Origin of the sequence: Bartonella sp. AP4SXKL, from assembly GCF_042195845.1 — a bacterium.
Classification (GTDB): domain Bacteria; phylum Pseudomonadota; class Alphaproteobacteria; order Rhizobiales; family Rhizobiaceae; genus Bartonella.
The window spans coordinates 143,248-160,549 of sequence record NZ_JBHIPA010000003.1 but is presented as its reverse complement, the minus strand read 5'-3'; the positions used below and the strand labels follow the sequence as shown (position 1 = coordinate 160,549).

General features: G+C 34.8%; 12 protein-coding genes. 7 read left to right on the top strand and 5 right to left on the bottom strand.

Annotated features, from left to right (window positions below):
• Positions 1-886: 886 nt before the first annotated feature.
• On the bottom strand, positions 887-2,668 hold the full coding sequence (locus ACFIMI_RS03005; protein ID WP_375692227.1) for a glucan ABC transporter ATP-binding protein/ permease: 1,782 nt from the start codon (positions 2,666-2,668) through the stop codon (positions 887-889).
• Between the two features lie 206 nt (positions 2,669-2,874).
• Here ACFIMI_RS03005 and ACFIMI_RS03000 point away from each other — a divergent pair, with 206 nt between their 5' ends.
• The 6 genes from ACFIMI_RS03000 (at position 2,875) to ACFIMI_RS02975 (ending at position 10,918) form a co-directional block, all read left to right on the top strand.
• Positions 2,875-3,858 (top strand): RluA family pseudouridine synthase, encoded by a 984-nt coding sequence (locus ACFIMI_RS03000; protein WP_375632409.1) that lies wholly within the window; start codon positions 2,875-2,877, stop codon positions 3,856-3,858.
• 795 nt (positions 3,859-4,653) lie between these two features.
• Positions 4,654-5,673 carry an ATP-binding cassette domain-containing protein gene (locus ACFIMI_RS02995; protein ID WP_375613133.1) on the top strand — a complete coding sequence of 340 codons (1,020 nt, stop codon included), beginning with the start codon at positions 4,654-4,656 and terminating at the stop codon, positions 5,671-5,673.
• Positions 5,648-6,472, top strand: a complete 825-nt coding sequence (locus ACFIMI_RS02990; RefSeq protein ID WP_375613132.1) for an ABC-2 family transporter protein — start codon at positions 5,648-5,650, stop codon at positions 6,470-6,472. Before ACFIMI_RS02995 ends, ACFIMI_RS02990 begins: the two co-directional genes overlap by 26 nt.
• A complete protein-coding gene (locus ACFIMI_RS02985) occupies positions 6,456-7,244 on the top strand; it encodes an ABC-2 family transporter protein (RefSeq protein ID WP_375613131.1) in 789 nt (262 codons plus the stop codon). The genes ACFIMI_RS02990 and ACFIMI_RS02985 overlap by 17 nt, the downstream gene beginning before the upstream one ends.
• A 2,404-nt stretch (positions 7,245-9,648) precedes the next feature.
• Positions 9,649-10,008 carry a hypothetical protein gene (locus ACFIMI_RS02980; protein WP_375668457.1) on the top strand — a complete coding sequence of 120 codons (360 nt, stop codon included), beginning with the start codon at positions 9,649-9,651 and terminating at the stop codon, positions 10,006-10,008.
• Between the two features lie 544 nt (positions 10,009-10,552).
• Complete coding sequence (locus ACFIMI_RS02975) at positions 10,553-10,918, top strand: response regulator (protein ID WP_273724078.1); 366 nt, start codon at positions 10,553-10,555, stop codon at positions 10,916-10,918.
• Between the two features lie 311 nt (positions 10,919-11,229).
• On the opposite strand, the gene rpsI is transcribed toward ACFIMI_RS02975, so the two are convergent.
• On the bottom strand, positions 11,230-11,715 hold the full coding sequence (gene rpsI, locus ACFIMI_RS02970) for a 30S ribosomal protein S9 (RefSeq protein WP_015856545.1): 486 nt from the start codon (positions 11,713-11,715) through the stop codon (positions 11,230-11,232).
• Positions 11,716-11,717: 2 nt separating this feature from the next.
• Complete coding sequence (rplM, locus tag ACFIMI_RS02965; protein WP_015856544.1) at positions 11,718-12,182, bottom strand: 50S ribosomal protein L13; 465 nt, start codon at positions 12,180-12,182, stop codon at positions 11,718-11,720.
• 296 nt (positions 12,183-12,478) lie between these two features.
• Here rplM and recJ point away from each other — a divergent pair, with 296 nt between their 5' ends.
• Entirely contained in the window at positions 12,479-14,263 is a 1,785-nt protein-coding gene (recJ, locus tag ACFIMI_RS02960) for a single-stranded-DNA-specific exonuclease RecJ (protein ID WP_375692226.1), read from the top strand.
• Positions 14,264-14,280: 17 nt separating this feature from the next.
• Here recJ and parE read toward each other — a convergent pair whose 3' ends face one another.
• Both parE and lipB read right to left on the bottom strand, forming a co-directional pair.
• The gene (gene parE / locus ACFIMI_RS02955; protein ID WP_375632404.1) at positions 14,281-16,347 is read right to left on the bottom strand and encodes a DNA topoisomerase IV subunit B; all 2,067 of its coding nucleotides are present in this window, start codon (positions 16,345-16,347) and stop codon (positions 14,281-14,283) included.
• A gap of 81 nt (positions 16,348-16,428) precedes the next feature.
• Complete coding sequence (lipB, locus tag ACFIMI_RS02950; protein ID WP_375629025.1) at positions 16,429-17,166, bottom strand: lipoyl(octanoyl) transferase LipB; 738 nt, start codon at positions 17,164-17,166, stop codon at positions 16,429-16,431.
• Positions 17,167-17,302: the final 136 nt, after the last annotated feature.

Here is a 17,302-nt window from a genome sequence, read left to right as displayed (position 1 = left end):
TCCTTATAAAGTTATAAGCTATCATTATTCGATTAGTTATTCAAATGAATAAAATTTCTTTCCTTGAAAAGGCTTATAAAAGAGTTGTTGTATCTTAGAGCTATTATTTTCATTTTGCTTGTTATGTACAAGAAAACAGTTTTTTGGTTTATTATTAAAAGGTCTTGAAAGGAATATTCTCCTATCTTTATAAATCTTTATTTTAAGTTATAAGGTAATGAATTATCAATATAAATCAAAGGAATATAACATAAATCTAAATATTTAGATTAACATCTAATTTATTTATGATGAAATTGCTTTAATATATTGAATTATAATGATAATTTATCGTTTTATCTTTTGAACAAGAGCTACGAATATTCGTAGGGTTTTATTATTTCAAATTCTGTGTATGTTAAATTAATCAAAACCACTCACGAATGTCGTTGTGAAATGGGCTTAAGAGCATTGAAAAATGTTTCTTAAAAAAGTCATATGAATGTGCAAAACAATGATGTTCTGTTCTTTATGAGAGGACTATAAAGAACGTGATAAACAAAAGTGCAAAGCAATACATAATATTCATTATTTAAAAGATATTTCTTTAGTTCGTTTTGAAATTCGTAAAGCTGAGTAAAAAGAAGACGGTAAAACTGGAAATTGTTTTTACCTTTACATTTTCCCTAAATGAGAATGTATACTCGTCAATATGCACAGATATAGGAAAATATTTTTGTTTTAATCTAGTAAAATTGCAATAGCAGAGAAAATACTAAACTGTTTTAATATTTTTCTTAAATACCTAAAATGGATTGTGGCATTTTTAGAAATCTTTTTACTTGTATCATATAAGCACTCTTGTTATCTTGAGGAGGATTTTTTGGCTTGAAAAAGAGTATTAATTTTATGATGCTATGGCTTCATGTAAGGGGATAACATTTTCTCCTTCTCTTTCTGGTGGTTTGATTGTTAAACCACTTGCCTTTAAAAAATTAGAGAAACGTCCCCCTTTATCGATCAATTCTTGAAAGTTTCCTTTTTCCATTAAGTGACCATGATCCAGAAAGAGTATCACATCAGCATTGCGTACTGTTGAGAGGCGATGTGCTATAATAAAAGTAGTGCGGTTATGGCTTATGCAATCGAGAGCATCTTTGACACGTGCCTCTGTTTCAACATCAAGAGCGCTTGTTGCTTCATCTAGAATGAGAATAGGGGCATTTTTTAAAACAGCGCGTGCAATTGCTAGTCGCTGTTTTTCTCCACCTGATAATTGAGATCCTCGTTCGCCCACCATTGTGTTATAACAATCAGCTTTTTTTAGAATAAAATCGTGAGCTTCTGCTATTTTTGCTGCTTCATAAAGTTCTTCATTCGTTGCGCTCGCTTTTCCTATTGAAATATTGTCATGAATAGTACGGTTGAAAAGACCCGAGTCTTGAAATACTGTTGCTAGAGATTTGCGTAAAGATTCGCGATTGATTGAGCATATATTTATTCCATCAATGGAGATATGCCCAAGGGTAGGGTCGTATACGCGCTGCAACAGATTGATCAATGTTGTTTTTCCAGCCCCTGTTGGTCCTACAATCGCAACAGTTTGTCCTGCTTTAACCTCAAAGGAAATATCAAAAACACCTTGAGAAGAATTTGGGAATTGATAGGTCACGTGATGAAATTGTATGGCGCCTTTAACATTTTGGAGGGAAGGAAGATTTTGTGGTTCGTTGATATGAAAGGTTGAGTCTTCCATTTCAAAAAATTCTTGCAGTTTTGCTTGTGAGGATATTGCACAATTAATAAAATTGCTCATTTGGTCTAGGCGGCTAATCATGAGTTGTGCAAATCCAACAAAAGCAACGACTTCACCTACTCGTAATTGATCTTTTGCAACAAAAAAAGCTCCAAGGAGAAGAACACAAACGATTGAAATTGTTGAAGCCATTCGATTTAAGCCACTGGCGAGCGCCCACCAATTGAGAACAGGATTTTGTGCTTTAAGAAGAGCATTTGTATGTTGATGCAGTATGGAAGTTTCTTCTTTTATTCGGTTATAACTTTGTACAATGGAAACATTAGAGATTGAGTCACTGACATGTTTAAAAAGGTTATGATGATAGCATTCTACAGCGGCTTGTCCGTCTTTTGTTTTTCGCATCACTAAACGTGCAATTAATACATAAATGATGGCAAGCACAACCAAGACTATTGAAAGACGCCAATTCATATTAAACGCTATGGGGATGAGAACCAATAAGGCGACAAGCGTTGAGAGATGTTGGCGCATAAAATCAAGCCATATGGTTGACATGGAATCTATTGCGCGCAAAAGTGTATGGAGTGCGTTGGAAGTTCCACGTTGTTGATGCCAAATTAAAGGCATGGCAATGATACGTTCGAAAGATTCCGTTAAAACCGTTAAGCGGCGTCTATGGGCTAAGCGGTCAGCACCGCGAGCAACAAGGACATAAGCAATAATATGTGAAAGTCCAAAACAAACCCAAATGGCAAGAGTAGGGATGATAGCTGTTTTGTCTGTAATAGAATCAATAACTTGTCCAAATAAAATAGGTTCTGCAATAGCGATAATAGCTAATATAACATTAGCGGTACAGATTAAAAGGGATGCATTTTTTTCTCTATTTAGGTAAGTGAGAACACGTGCATAGGTTTTGAATAAGGACACGGTTAATTATCTCCATTCGCTATTAAGCGTAAAGGCTGTTGATTTTTACAACGCTTAGTTTTTAGCTAATAAAATTTGGACGTTAAGAAAAGGAAATTTTGGATACTAACTGTAATATGGTGTGATAAAACCAACTAAAATATGAATTTTTGTGTTTATAAAGGCGCAAAAATAGATCAATAAAATTATCAGGTAAGGGAATTTTCATGGCAGGCATAGAAATAAAAAAAGTTGAGGCAGATGAAAATGGAATGCGCTTAGATCGCTGGTTTAAAGTGCATTATCCAGGACTTGGTTTTGGAGCTTTGCAAAAATTGTTGCGTTCTGGTCAGATACGGGTTGATAGTGGACGTGTTAAAGCCGATACGCGTCTTTGTATAGGGCAAGCTGTTCGTATTCCACCTCTCCCTATTAATGACAAGGAGAGTCTTTCAATAACGGATAAAACACTTCGTGGGCAGGATGATGGGACCGTTTTGAAAAAAATGCTGCTTTATGAAGATCCAAAGGTATTTGTTTTTAATAAACCAGCTGGGTTGGCTGTACAAGGAGGCTCTGGTTTAACACGTCATATGGATAGTATGCTTGAGGTATGGCGCAATAAAAAAGGTGAAAAGCCGCGTTTGGTTCATCGTCTTGATCGTGAGACGTCGGGTGTGCTTATTGTTGCGCGATCAAGGGGAGCTGCTCAGTCCTTAACTGCTGCTTTTAGAGCGCGAGAAACAAAAAAGACTTATTGGGCGTTGGTTCGGGGCGTGCCTAAAAAAAAGCAGGACAAAATTTCAACGTGGATGGTTAAGGAAATGACTGCACAAGGTGACAAAATGCGTGTTTGTGAACATGGGGAGCCAGATTCACATCATGCGGTTTCTTACTATCGCGTTTTAGATACGCGAGGGCGGGCTCTTTCGTGGCTTGAAATGGAACCCTATACAGGGAGAACACATCAGCTTCGTGTGCATGCAGCCCATATGGATCATCCTATCATTGGCGATACAAAGTATTTTTTTTCTGATAGTAATTGGACATTACCAGGAGGAATTCAAAATCGTCTTCATCTTCATGCACGTCGTATTCGTATTCCGCATCCTTCAGGAGGAATATTGGACATTGTTGCACCTTTACCACCTCATATGGTCCAAAGTTTTAATCTTTTATCTTTTAATGAGAGTGATGCTGAAACCGACTAAACAAACTTCATTTGTTCTTTTTGATTGATACAAATTTTATCTATAAATTTGATAAGATGAATAGGGCATCATTTGAAGAAAGTTTTTGATAAGTCAATAGCTATGAGAAAATTGTGTTTTTGAGTGATGAAATTTTCGAATATCATGGCTTTCTTTCTACAGCTCTTTATCCATATTGATTGTATTGTTATTTGGGATATGATGTATCGTTTAATAATCTGAGTTTATGAAGCTGCTCCTTTGAATTATCTACAGAGGTCATATATTGGGGAGGCGTGTCTGTTGAGGGAGATGAGTTAGATAAAATCTGAAAGATATTTACTAAAATAGTGAAAGCAATTTTAGTTTTTTCATGGGGAATAATGGAGGCATTTTATAGTAATGCTGAGGGAAAGTAGCCTCTCAAAAAATTCCTGTTGTCAAGGATTTTTGTTTTGTTATCAATGTGGTTTGATATGCTTATAGTATAGATTTATGCTTTGTATCTTTGCTTACACAATGAAGCCTTCTTACCAAAGCTCTCCTTTCAATGACCAATTATTTTTCTACTTACTTAGTTTATCCAAAAGATTATCTTTCATAAAAGAAGAAATAAGTTTTTAGTATCTTAATGCTTCATTGAAGTGAACTCATCACATTGAAAAAATATCTAGACAAAAAATTGGAGATAAAACGTCAGGCGCGTTTTATTGCTCTAAGGAGGGCTTGAACACTTTTGTTTTTTCTAGTGAACAAAAACAGATATTTATTATGGAAACATTCAAAGGGGGGATAAGTTGAAATGAGGAGTGACTGATGGGATCATTATTGATTGACGTTAATAACGTCTCAAAAATATATCGCAACATTGACAGAGGAATTGGTTTTAAAAACAAGGTCTTTTCTCTCTTCAAGCCGGTTTATACAAATCATCATGTGTTAAAAGATATGAGTTTCACCCTCTTTTCAGGGCAATCGTTAGCAATTCTTGGCCCTAACGGAGCGGGTAAATCGACACTGATTAAAATACTTTCTGGTATACAATACGCTGATGAGGGATGTGTTAAAGTCCTTGGTGTTGATCCTTATAAAGCGAAGAAAAATCTGTTCAAGTCTTTGGGTGTGGTCTTTGGTCATAAGAATTGTTTATGGTGGGATTTGCCCTTACGCTACAGTCTGGATATGGTTCAACCATTATATGGTCTTGAACGCGCCTCTTTTACCCGTGATCTTAAAGAGATCGCTGAGTTACTGGGTCTTGAGCATATTATGGATAAGCCAGTGCGGATGCTTAGTCTGGGTGAGAGAGTGAAAAGTGAATTGGCATTTAATCTCTCCTTTAGACCTAAACTGTTGTTTCTCGATGAGCCAAGTATTGGTCTTGATCTTACATCTAAGCATGAAATCAGGGAGCTTCTTAAAAAACTGAAAAGGGAGCGTGGCACTGGGTATATCATCACAAGTCATGATATGGGAGATATTGATGGATACGTTGATGATATTATTCTCTTGCATAAAGGAAAGAAACAGTTTCATGGTAATCTTCACGCGCTTAAAAATGTCATTCCTTCTTTGGTGAGAATAACGTTTTTTTGTGAACACATGGCTGTACCTTCAGCTGTTGTAGAAAAAATTGATGAGATTGCGTTGAAATTATCTACTTCTTTAAAAGATAAGCACTTTAACGCTGAAGAATGCTCGCTGGAGGTTTCGCTGCCCCGTGAGGATTTTGCGCGTTTTGTACGCGAAATTACAACCAAATTGAACTGTACGTTCTCTGTATCCACTCCCTCGCTTGAAGAGATGCTCCGTGTTAAATTTAAAGAATTTATCTAACCACTGCTTTGGTATGTTTCTTTTTGCCAAGAATGGATTACTCACTGTTCTAAGTGATAGAGCAATGTTTTTTACCGATATTATCATTGGGACACTTTCGCCATTTGTTATTCAACTTCTATTATGGAATGCACTTTTCTCTGATACGGGCAACACCATAAATGGCTTTAGCTTTTATGATATGATGTATTATTATGCTTTTGCTTTAGTCCTAGGTCGCTTAAATAATGGTTATAATGTGATTAAGTTTTTCTCTCATCATGTTAAAGAAGGCCAATTAGAAGTATATCTTACAAAGCCCTTTAGTTATATGACACAAATGCTTTTTACTTTTTTAGGGGAGAGTGTATTATATAGCATCCCATTATTGGCTCTTTTTATTGTTAAGCTTGTTTTATTCTATGAAAATATTCTGGGATTGGTCATCGCTTTTCTGTTCTTTTTTCTGGTTGTTATTCTATCACAATTGCTTTGTTTTTTAATCTCTTTTGGAATTGCTTTATTAAGCTTTTGGGTGATTGAGTACAATATATTACTCTCTTTTAGTATTCTTAGTTCAGCGCTTCTTGGGGGTGTTCTTTTACCACCATCTTTTTGGCCGGTGTGGCTTATTCCGCTTATGCAATTTAATCCTTATCGTTTCATGATATCCGCTCCTGCCGAGTTTTTCGCGACGCAAAATTTAGCGTTGTTTCAGCAGTTTATTTTCGGAAGTTTTACTTATATTTTGTGTTTTTTATTCTTAATTTATATCGCTTGGAATAAAGGGATGAAAGCATATAATGGAGCAGGTGGTTGAGATGAAAATCATCCTTCATTTTATCAGTCTGAATATCCGCCGACAGATTGTTTATGGTAAGAATTTGGCTGGGGAGTTTATTCTTTCTCTATGCTATTATTTTATTCAATTCATATTTATTGATAGAGTATCTTCTTTTTCAGGAAAGATCGGTAACTATAGCAGAGATGAAATCCATTTTATCTTTGTTGTCTTTGTTTTACTTGGAATATTTTTGAATATTTTTATTAATTCTATTGAAACGTTTTTTGAAAAAGTAGCGGATGGTAAAATTGAACCATACTTGATAAAGCCCGTTTCAATTTGGTTGTTGATGTTGTTTGGTTGGTGTAAACCTCTTAATTTGATCAAGCTCTTTGTCCTTTATGTTAGTGCCTATTTATTTGTATCATTACCGAATATTTCTGATCTTAAGCTAAGATGGATCTCTTTTGTTGTTGCAATATTTTGTGTTTTTATTGTCAATATTTGTTTTTTTCTGATGTTCAATTTTATAACATTTATTATTAGCCGTAAGATGCCTGTCGAATATTTTCATGAAATGATTTATGAGCTTTCATTTGTGCCAATAGGAATTTATCCTTTAAGCATCGTAAAATGGCTTTTGTTTATGCTTCCCATGGCTTTTTCTGCTTCCTTGCCTGTGTCATTGTTGCTTGGTAAAGGCGAATGGAATATTGGATATCTTCTGTTGAGCGCTTTTCTTTCCATGGTCATGACTTTCATAAGTTATAAGAAAACAATGCGTAAATTTAATGGATTAGGGGGATAATATAAAAGTCATCATGATTATAAAAATAAAAAATTGAGTAAAAATTCTATCGTACTGTAAAATATCGTTATTTATGCTGGCGGTATAAGTCATGTAAAATTTACACATGAGGATTTTTTATTAGACATATTCATGCATAAAATCGGTTGTATTTCTATAGCTATGAGCAAAGAATTTACAATAAAAATCAGAGAGTTAAATTTCTTGGTTTTAGATTAGTTTGAGTTTAGATGGCTGCTTGATGACACAAGCCAATGGTAAGATGGTGTACAATATTAGTAGTGCTTTCTTCTCCGAGCAAAATTTATTTTTGTTGCGTTTATAGTGCTAAAAAATTGTCAAAGATGGGTAATTTTTATATGTGCAGAATGTGGTTATTCGTGCGGATTTTGTTGGTGCATTCAATATATTATTACGTGGATGAGTTTTTGCTTAAACAATAAGAAAATTGACAGAATAAAGCTTTTAAGTTGCCCGATAGAAAGCTAAGAGCTTCGCCAAACAACATGATAGCAATTATCAAGACAACAATCACATAGAGATTTTTCAGCATGCTGAGCAGTCAAAATTCAGTTAATAATTGCTTGGAAATAAAAGGATTCACCAATCCAAGCAGGCAAAAACGATGGCAACGCAACTGAGTTCAATAACATAATTAAATATATTTCTTTGTTTTACTTGTTAACTAATGGAATTATACCTAATTTTATTGTGAATTTCTTATTTTATGTTATGATTTTATTTGATATAAAGATAATTATTATGTACTATTTTAGTGTTATTATAAATATTATTATTTAATTAAATATATACAATATAAACATAATATATTTATATTATTTTAAAAAGTAATTAAATAAGATATTATTTTTTAAAAAATTATTTTCTATTTTTTTAATATTAATAAGCTCATTTTTCAATTTTTCTTAACAATGATAAGAGAAAAATGGAGTTTTACATCCTCTTTACAATAAATAAAAATGATACTTTAATCTGGTTTTGCTCTCTAAGCTTAGAGCTATACAAATGTTATTGCTTATCATTAATAAAACTAATGTGATTGATGGCGTAGAGATTACAAAGGGCTAATTTTTTTTGCATGTAATTCATATCTTTTACAAGACTTTAAAAATAACACAGAAAAAATGAGAGAGGAAGGAATAGTGAACAAGAGTGATAAGCTTTTTCATTTTCTAGTGTTATGATTACTTTTGTATTTTACGGTTCATTCATTGTATGTATGATCAATTCCAAAATTTTTATTTTAAGCTTATAGTGAATCTATATTTTAGTCTGTTATTGAAGTGTTGTCGTGATTGAGATTACAATATCACAGTAGTGAACACTCTGATTTAATAGAGAAGATTGTTTGCTAGCAAATAATCTATCCATATCAACGTTATTTAAATTTTTTTCCAAAATATATATCTATGTTAATTTTCGTGATTGATATCTTTTCTAAGATGAAAAGGGGCATGAGCTGATTTGAATATCCATAAATTTTTCGTATTAACTCAAAAAATATACGATCACATCATTTTACGGCTATTCTAGATTATCATTTTGATAAACTGAATAAGTATAGCGATGCGTCTTACAAATATTTGCTAAAATGCTTTTATTGGACATTATTAAATTTTTATGATTCATATTTTTAATCATTTTATCTTGGTTAGAAAGAAGGTGTATTCATTTTTATTTCTCTATTTTATCTTAGAGTCGTGGAATTATATTAATGTTAGAAAGTTATAATTGTGGAAGACAATGAACTTTATTAAAATTATTCCACGTTCTTGTAGAAACGCATGGCTGTGAAATCGTTGAAATGTGTAATAGCTTATGGCATTAGATTTGGCGCATTCACCAAAGTTATCCCTTATCTTACCTAATTTAGCTTTTTCAATCAAAGAGTTAAGCTGGTGCTTACGCTAATTGTAGCTGGGGCAAATATTTTTTCTCAATCTATCCTAAGGAAAAATTATTTTATAAAAATATTTATTTTACTATATTATACAAAAAAATAAAAATATTATGTGTAACTAAAAAACAACATATTGATATTTTTATATATTATAAAATCATAATAATATTTATGATAATAAAGCTAAATTCATAATAAAAACAATAAAATAATTTTATTTTAATATATTTTTATCATTAAACTACATAATGTAAAGTACAAATAAAATAATTGACAATTATTAAATAAACATGTAACGGATATATTGTAAGTGTAATATAATATAAAAATAACAATTAAAATAAAATTATTAATTAAATTTTGTATTATATTTTTATTATCAGAAGATAAATATACTTTATCGATAGATAACGGAATGTTTTCTATTTAGAGGGGGCGGTAAAGAAAATTTATTTTACTAAATATTGTAATTAGGTGGTTATGATGAAAATATTCAAGCATTGTATAGTATGTTTTGTTGCAGTAGCGATTTTCTTTTCACAGATTTTAAGAGCCAATGCTGATTCTTTAAATGGCAGATTTCAAAATGCTGGTTTTATTTCTGTAATGACACAGGAAAATAGAGTTATTAAAGCTGTGGATATGATTATTAGCCAGTTTGGAGGACAAGGGGCTGAGAAAAATGTCCAAAAAGTTGCGGGTTTAATGGGGGTGGAGACAGCGATTTTTGGTCTCATCGCATATCTTGTATATTTCTTTACTAGAAAGCCGCCGAGTCCTAACAGAAAGACAGGTGGAAGAACATTCGATGCTTTTTCTCATAGTTCATGGGCTTTGAATTAAAAGATATTATCCTTGATAAACTTTGAATTATGCTGTTATTGAATGTTTTATATTAAATAAACCGTGATATTTAATCACGGTTTATTTATTTTTTTTAATCTTAATGACCTTGATAAGTTTATCCTTTTATATCATTAAGATATTGTTTTGTGGATGCCAGTATATGGTGCATTAAATTCAGCTAATCAGTTGCTTTTTAAATTTACTTAAATTTTTTTCTCTTCAAAATGCGCATTTGAGCTAAGTTTGTGGTTGATATTTTTTTATGATGAAAACGCGAATGCATTAATTGAGATATCCATAAACTTTGTATATCAACTCAAAAAATACAAGGTCACACAATCTTACGACTATTTGTGGGTTTTATGTTGATGAACTGAATAAGTATAGCGATGCGTCTTACAAATATTTGCAAAAATGCTTTTATTGGAATCTTTTAATCTCTTTGTGGTTTACAATTCATTTTATCATTTTATCTTAAGCAAAGAGAATGTGGATTCATTTCTATTTCTCTATTTTATCTGAGAAGGGTGGAGTTATACGAATGTCAAAAAAAGTCATGATCGTGGAAGATAATGAGCTTAATATGAAGTTATTTCGCGATCTTGTAGAAGCGAGTGGTTATGAAACCGTTGAAACACGTAATGGTCTTATGGCATTAGATTTGGCGCGTTCATCAATGCCATCTCTTATCCTTGTGGATATCCAGTTGCCAGAGGTCTCTGGAATAGATGTTATTAAACAATTAAAAGAAGATGAAGAACTTCGATCAATCCCCGTTGTTGCTGTAACAGCTTTTGCTATGAAAGGCGATGAGGAGCGAATTCGTGCCAGTGGATGTGAAGAATATATGTCAAAGCCTATTTCTGTCCCTCATTTTATTACAATGGTAAAGCATTTCTTGGACTAAAGCTTGTTAAGTGATGATAGAAAAAATATTGAAAAGCTTATAAGATTGCTAAAGTTGTCGCGTAAATATTTTTGTGCTTTAGCACGTCGATATATTACAAGTTAGTAAAACAGATTTAAAAAATTGAAACTGAAGTTTTGAATTTTTTCGGTCTATTTTTCTTGCCTTTTATCTTAAGAGAAGAGGTTGTTTTGCATTCTTGTTTTTTCTAATCGGTATAGATTTGTTCCTACATTCATCTAAAAGTCTGTTTTAGCAGTTTTAAAAAGCCCCGTTTTTGTCCGAGGCTTTATGCATTGCAAAAATTGAAATTAACGCTTTGAGAATTGGAAAGAACGACGTGCTTTTGCTTTACCGTATTTTTTACGTTCAACAACACGACTATCACGGGTAAGAAACCCACCTTTTTTCAAGATTGAGCGAAGTTCTGGTTCGTAATAGGTTAAAGCTTTGGAAATGCCATGGCGCACTGCACCGGCTTGTCCAGAAAGACCACCGCCTGCAACGGTTGCAATAATATCAAACTGGGTATCCCTATTTGTTGCAACAATTGGTTGACGAAGAATCATTCTAAGAACAGGACGAGCAAAATATTTGTCAAATTCCTTATTGTTGATCGTGATTTTTCCAGAACCTGGTTTAATCCATACACGCGCAACAGCGTCTTTACGCTTTCCTGTTGCGTAAGCACGTCCTTGTGAATCAAGCTTCTGCACGTGAACAGGAACAACATTTTCATGTGTTTCTGTAATACTTGTTACTATGCTAAGCTCAGAAAGAGAATTAATTTCAGCCATAATCAAGCAATCCTTTTGTTTTTGCGGTTTAAAGCACCAACGTCAAGAGATTCAGGCTGTTGTGCTTCATGTGGATGTTGGCTTCCAGCGTAAACACGTAGATTCTTCAATTGACGGCGACCAAGAGGCCCTCGAGGAATCATGCGCTCTACTGCTTTTTCAATAACGCGTTCGGGAAAACGCCCCTCAAGAAGTTGACGTGCTGTACGTTGTTTGATTCCACCAATATAGCCGGTATGCCAATAATATTTTTTATCCGTATATTTTTTGCCAGTGAGAGCTATTTTATCTGCATTAATGACAATAACGTTGTCACCATCATCAACATGTGGAGTAAATGTAGCTTTATGTTTGCCACGTAAGCGGTTAGCAACAAATGTGGCAAGACGACCCAAAACAAGGTTTTCTGCGTCAATAATAACCCATTTTTTCACCACTTCAGTTGGCTTTTGTGAAAAAGTTGCCATAGAAGTATCCTTTATTAGAACCCTTTTAATATAAGGGAATTTTTACTGTTTTGCGTTGAAAATTGTTACCATAGCGAAATATTTAACGCATACTACTTGCTCTGATATAATGTCTTTTGATTGACGTCAAGAGAAAATAAAAACTTTATAAAACAACATGTTACAAGAAAGGTATTATAATACCCCATTAAAAGAAGTTTGTAGACCATTTAAACTTAAAATGAATGTTGCAAAAGACTATTTTATCTTTAACGCATGATTGTATTTTATCGTTCTTCATTATAAAATAAGAAATAATGCAGTGGTCTCGTTATTTTCTCAATGTTGAATCTTCTGCTTGTGGTCAAGCTTGGTTAGATGCCCTTGATGTTCAAGGGATAAATAACGCGCGCGCTATTTCTCAAAAATTTGGCTTTCCAGATCAGTTAGCTCGAGTACTTTCAGCAAGAGATGTGGATGAAGCTGAGGCTGTTGCTTTTATTAATCCAACATTGCGTACGCTTATGCCTGATCCAGAAAGTTTTAGGGATATGCAATGCGCTGCAGAGCGCATTGTTAAGGCTCTTCTCAATCAAGAACAGGTTGCTGTGTTTGGTGATTATGATGTTGATGGTGCTTGTTCATCGGCACTCATAGCACGTTTTTTTCGTTATTTTGGTATTGAAGTCAAAATTTATATTCCTGATCGTATTGTTGAAGGCTATGGTCCGAATGAACAAGCAATGAGGATGCTTGTGCAAGAAGGCGCTCGGTTAATTATCACTGTTGATTGTGGCGCAAACAGTCCAGATGCCGTAAAAGCAGCTAGGCTTGCTGGAGCTGATGTTGTGATTTTAGATCATCATCAAATGTCAGAGATTCATCAAGAAGCTGTTGCTCTTGTCAATCCTAATCGTCCTGATGATCTTTCTAAACAGGGGCATTTATGTGCAGCTGGCGTTGTTTTTGTTACGTTAGCTTGGGTTCAGCATTTGCTGCGGAAAAAACAATTCCAAGGACCGCTGCCTGATCTTTTAAGTATGCTTGATCTTGTTGCATTGGCAACCATATGTGATGTTGTTCCATTACAGGGGGTTAACCGTGCTTTTGTGATAAAAGGGCTGCAAGTTGCTCGTTCTATGCATAATCTAGGAATAACAGCTTTAACAAAGGTTGCACGAATAGGGGAGCCGCTTAATAGTTTTCATTTAGGTTTTTTATTAGGTCCTAGAATTAATGCAGGAGGGCGCATTGGTGATCAAGCTTTGGGAGCACGTTTGCTTAGTTGTGAGAATAAAGATGAAGCGGACAGAATAGCAGAACAATTAGATCGGCTTAATCAAGAACGCCAAGAAATGGAGAACATTCAATTAGCACAAGCGGAATCTTATATTACTTCTCTTTATCAAGATCAAGAAATACCATTGTCGCTTGTAATTTCTCATAAAGAATGGCATCCGGGAATTATTGGTATTCTTGCTTCCCGTCTCAAAGAGCGTTTTTTTTGTCCTGTTTTTGCTATTGCTTTGAAAGAAGATGGAAATGGCGTAGGGTCGGGACGCTCAATTAATGGTATAGATTTAGGAGCAATCGTTCGTGAAGCTGTTACACTCAATTTATTAGAAAAAGGAGGGGGGCATAGTATGGCAGCAGGAATTACAATTCAATCAACAAAAATTGAAATTTTTCGAAAATGGCTAGAAGAAAAAGTTTCTTTAATGGTTTCACAGTTGCGTGCAAAAAAATCTCTTAGTATAGATGGTTCTCTTTCTGCTTCTGGTGTTAATGAAGCGCTGTTTGAATTGCTTGAAAAAGCAGGGCCATTTGGGGCAGGGAATGCAACACCTGTTTTTGTTCTTCCCTCTCATCGACTGGTGAATCTATCTGAAGTTGGTAAAGGACATCTTCGCCTCATTGTATCTAATGTTGAAGGAAAAAAACTACAAGGAATAGCTTTTCGTGCTGTAGGGACATCGCTAGGTGATTTTCTTTTTGAAAATATTGGTGAAATGATTCATTTAGCTGGTCATCTTAGTTTGAATTATTGGAATGGAACGATCAATCCGCAACTGCGCGTGATTGACGCAGCTGCAGTGGTTTGAAAGGGATATTTTTTACATTAGATGTCTAGATTAGAAGCAAAAGTAGAGTTTTCTTGTATGAAACGAAATCGTGCTTCTGGTTTTGTTCCCATGAGACTTTCTACAGTCTTTTTCGTTTCTTGCATTTCCACGGCATCAATAGAAACACGAAGCAATGTACGTTTTTGAGGATGCATAGTCGTTTCTTTAAGTTGTTCTGCGCGCATTTCACCCAGCCCTTTAAAACGCCCGATTTCGATTTTAGCTTTTCCAGTAAATTCAGTTTTGAGCAATTCATCCTTATGAATATCGTCACGAGCATAAGCAACTTTTCCTCCTTGCGATATTCTATAAAGGGGAGGGACGGCAAGATATAAATGTCCCTGATGAATAAGGTCAGGCATTTCTTGAAAGAAGAAGGTAATGAGCAGTGACGCAATATGAGCACCATCAACATCAGCATCTGTCATGATGATAATACGTTCATATCTGAGATCTTTTTCACGATACTTGGAGCGTGTTCCACATCCAAGAGCAAGGATCAGATCGCTAATTGTTTGGCTTGAGTTCATTTTTTCATGTGCAGCACTGGCGACATTTAAGATTTTACCACGAAGAGGTAAAATTGCTTGGTTTGCTCTATTTCTTGCTTGTTTAGCAGATCCTCCTGCAGAATCCCCTTCAACAATGAATAGTTCAGCACCCAAAGCATGGTTCTGGCTACAATCTGCAAGTTTACCGGGCAGACGTAATTTACGGACAGCAGTTTTTCGACTTATTTCTCTATCTTGGCGTCGTCTAACACGTTCTTCAGCACGTTCGATAACCCAATCGAGAAGTTTTGTTGCTTCTTGTGGGGAATTTGCTAACCAATGATCAAAAGGATCGCGGATTGCATTCTCAACGATACGCTGTGCTTCAATGGTTGCTAATCGATCTTTTGTTTGTCCAACAAATTCAGGGTTACTGATAAAGACTGAAAGTATTGCGGCTGTTGAAATCATAATATCGTCAGACGTAATAATCGTTGCGCGCTTGTTTCCTATTAACTCAGCGTAGGATTTCAATCCACGCAAAAGAGCTTGACGTAATCCTATTTCATGTGTTCCGCCTTCTCCTGTAGGAATCGTATTGCAGTAAGATTGCACACAAGAATCACCACCATGCCAAGCGATAGCCCACTCAACGGAGCCATGGCCATTATTGTGTTGTGTTTTGCCAGAAAAAATTTCTGACGTTACTCGATATTCATCTTTTAGTGACGAAAGTAAATAGTCTTTAAGCCCATCGGGAAAATGAAAAACAGCTTTTTCAGGAATATTTTTTGCGCCTTCAAGTATGACGGGATCACAAGACCAGCGAATTTTTACGCCACCAAAAAGATAGGCTTTGGAGCATGTCATCTTATAGATTTTTTCTGGATCAAAAGCTGCTTTTTCACCAAAAATTTCATGATCAGGATGAAAACGAACGCGCGTACCACGACGATTATAAACATCTCCCAGATCTTCCAATCCAGATTGAGGAATACCGCGTGAGAAACGTTGGCGGTAAAGTTTTCGTTCTCGTGCAACTTCAACTTCCATATCATCAGAAAGAGCATTGACGACAGAAATTCCTACTCCATGAAGTCCACCTGCAGTTTGATAAGCCTTTCCATCAAATTTTCCCCCTGAGTGGAGTTGTGTCATAATAACTTCAAGAGTCGATTTCTCAGGCATTTGAGGATGATTTTCAACAGGAATACCGCGTCCATTATCTGTAACGGTTATATAACCGTTCCTATCTAATGAGACCTCAATAGAATCTGCATAACCCGCAACAGCTTCATCCATCGCGTTATCAATAATTTCGGCAAATAAATGATGAAGCGCTTTACTGTCTGTTCCACCAATATACATTCCAGGGCGTAAACGTACCGGCTCTAAACCCTCAAGAACTCGAATAGAGAGGGCATTATAGTCATCTTCTTGCGTATCTTTTGCACTTTTTCTTGAAATCATCGCGTTTGATTTCATTGGAGACTGCAGAGTGTTTTCTTTTGTATTTACCCGAGATTGGGCTTTATTTAAAACACTAAAAAGATCCTTTTTGTTATCGCTCATAGCGTTTAACTATCCACCTCATAAAATCAAATATTTATTAAAATAATTTTATGCCTGTTTTTTATTTAAAAATCAATGCACTTAGGAAACATCGATTGTTGGACCAAAAATTTTTTCAAAAGCGTGTTTGAGAGCAATATCAATATCATGCATTGCTACAGGGCAACCTAGATCAAGAAAGCTTGTTACACCGTGGTTTGTAATTCCACAAGGAACAATTCCTGAATAATGGGCTAAATTAGGATTAACATTGATAGAAACTCCATGAAAACTTATCCATTTGCGCACTCGAATGCCAATAGCTGCAATTTTATCTTCGGAAGAAAGATCATTTTGTTTTGATGGGCAATGAGACTGTTTAACCCAGACACCAACGCGATCTTCTCTGCGTTCGCCTTTAATATTAAAGTTGGCAAGCATCTGTATGATCCATTCTTCTAATGCACTAATGAAAGCACGAATGTCTTGTTTCCGGCGTTTAAGATCAAGCATAATATAAGCAATACGCTGTCCTGGACCGTGATATGTAAATTCACCTCCACGTCCTGCTTCATAAACAGGGAATAAATTAGGCGCCAAAAGATCTTTTTTATTTGCACTCGTTCCCGCTGTATAAAGGGAAGGGTGTTCGAGAAGCCAAACTTGTTCATGCGCAGTTTTTGCAAGAATTTTTTCTACACGTTCTTGCATATAACGCAGAGCTTCAGGATACTCAATCAGATGATCGCTTATTTTCCATTCGACGGGTGGATTTTCTAGAATTGCATTAAAATGATGTGATAAGTGATTACGATCTGTATGTTTCAATTCACATGTCATGGGTAATATTTATCTTGATGTTTGAGTTTGTATTGTAATCAATAAAAGTGATTACAGAGTAAGGTATAGAATTGTTGAATAAAAGAGAATACGTTCATAAAATTTTATCTTAAGAAGATTTGCTACGCTTAAAAAT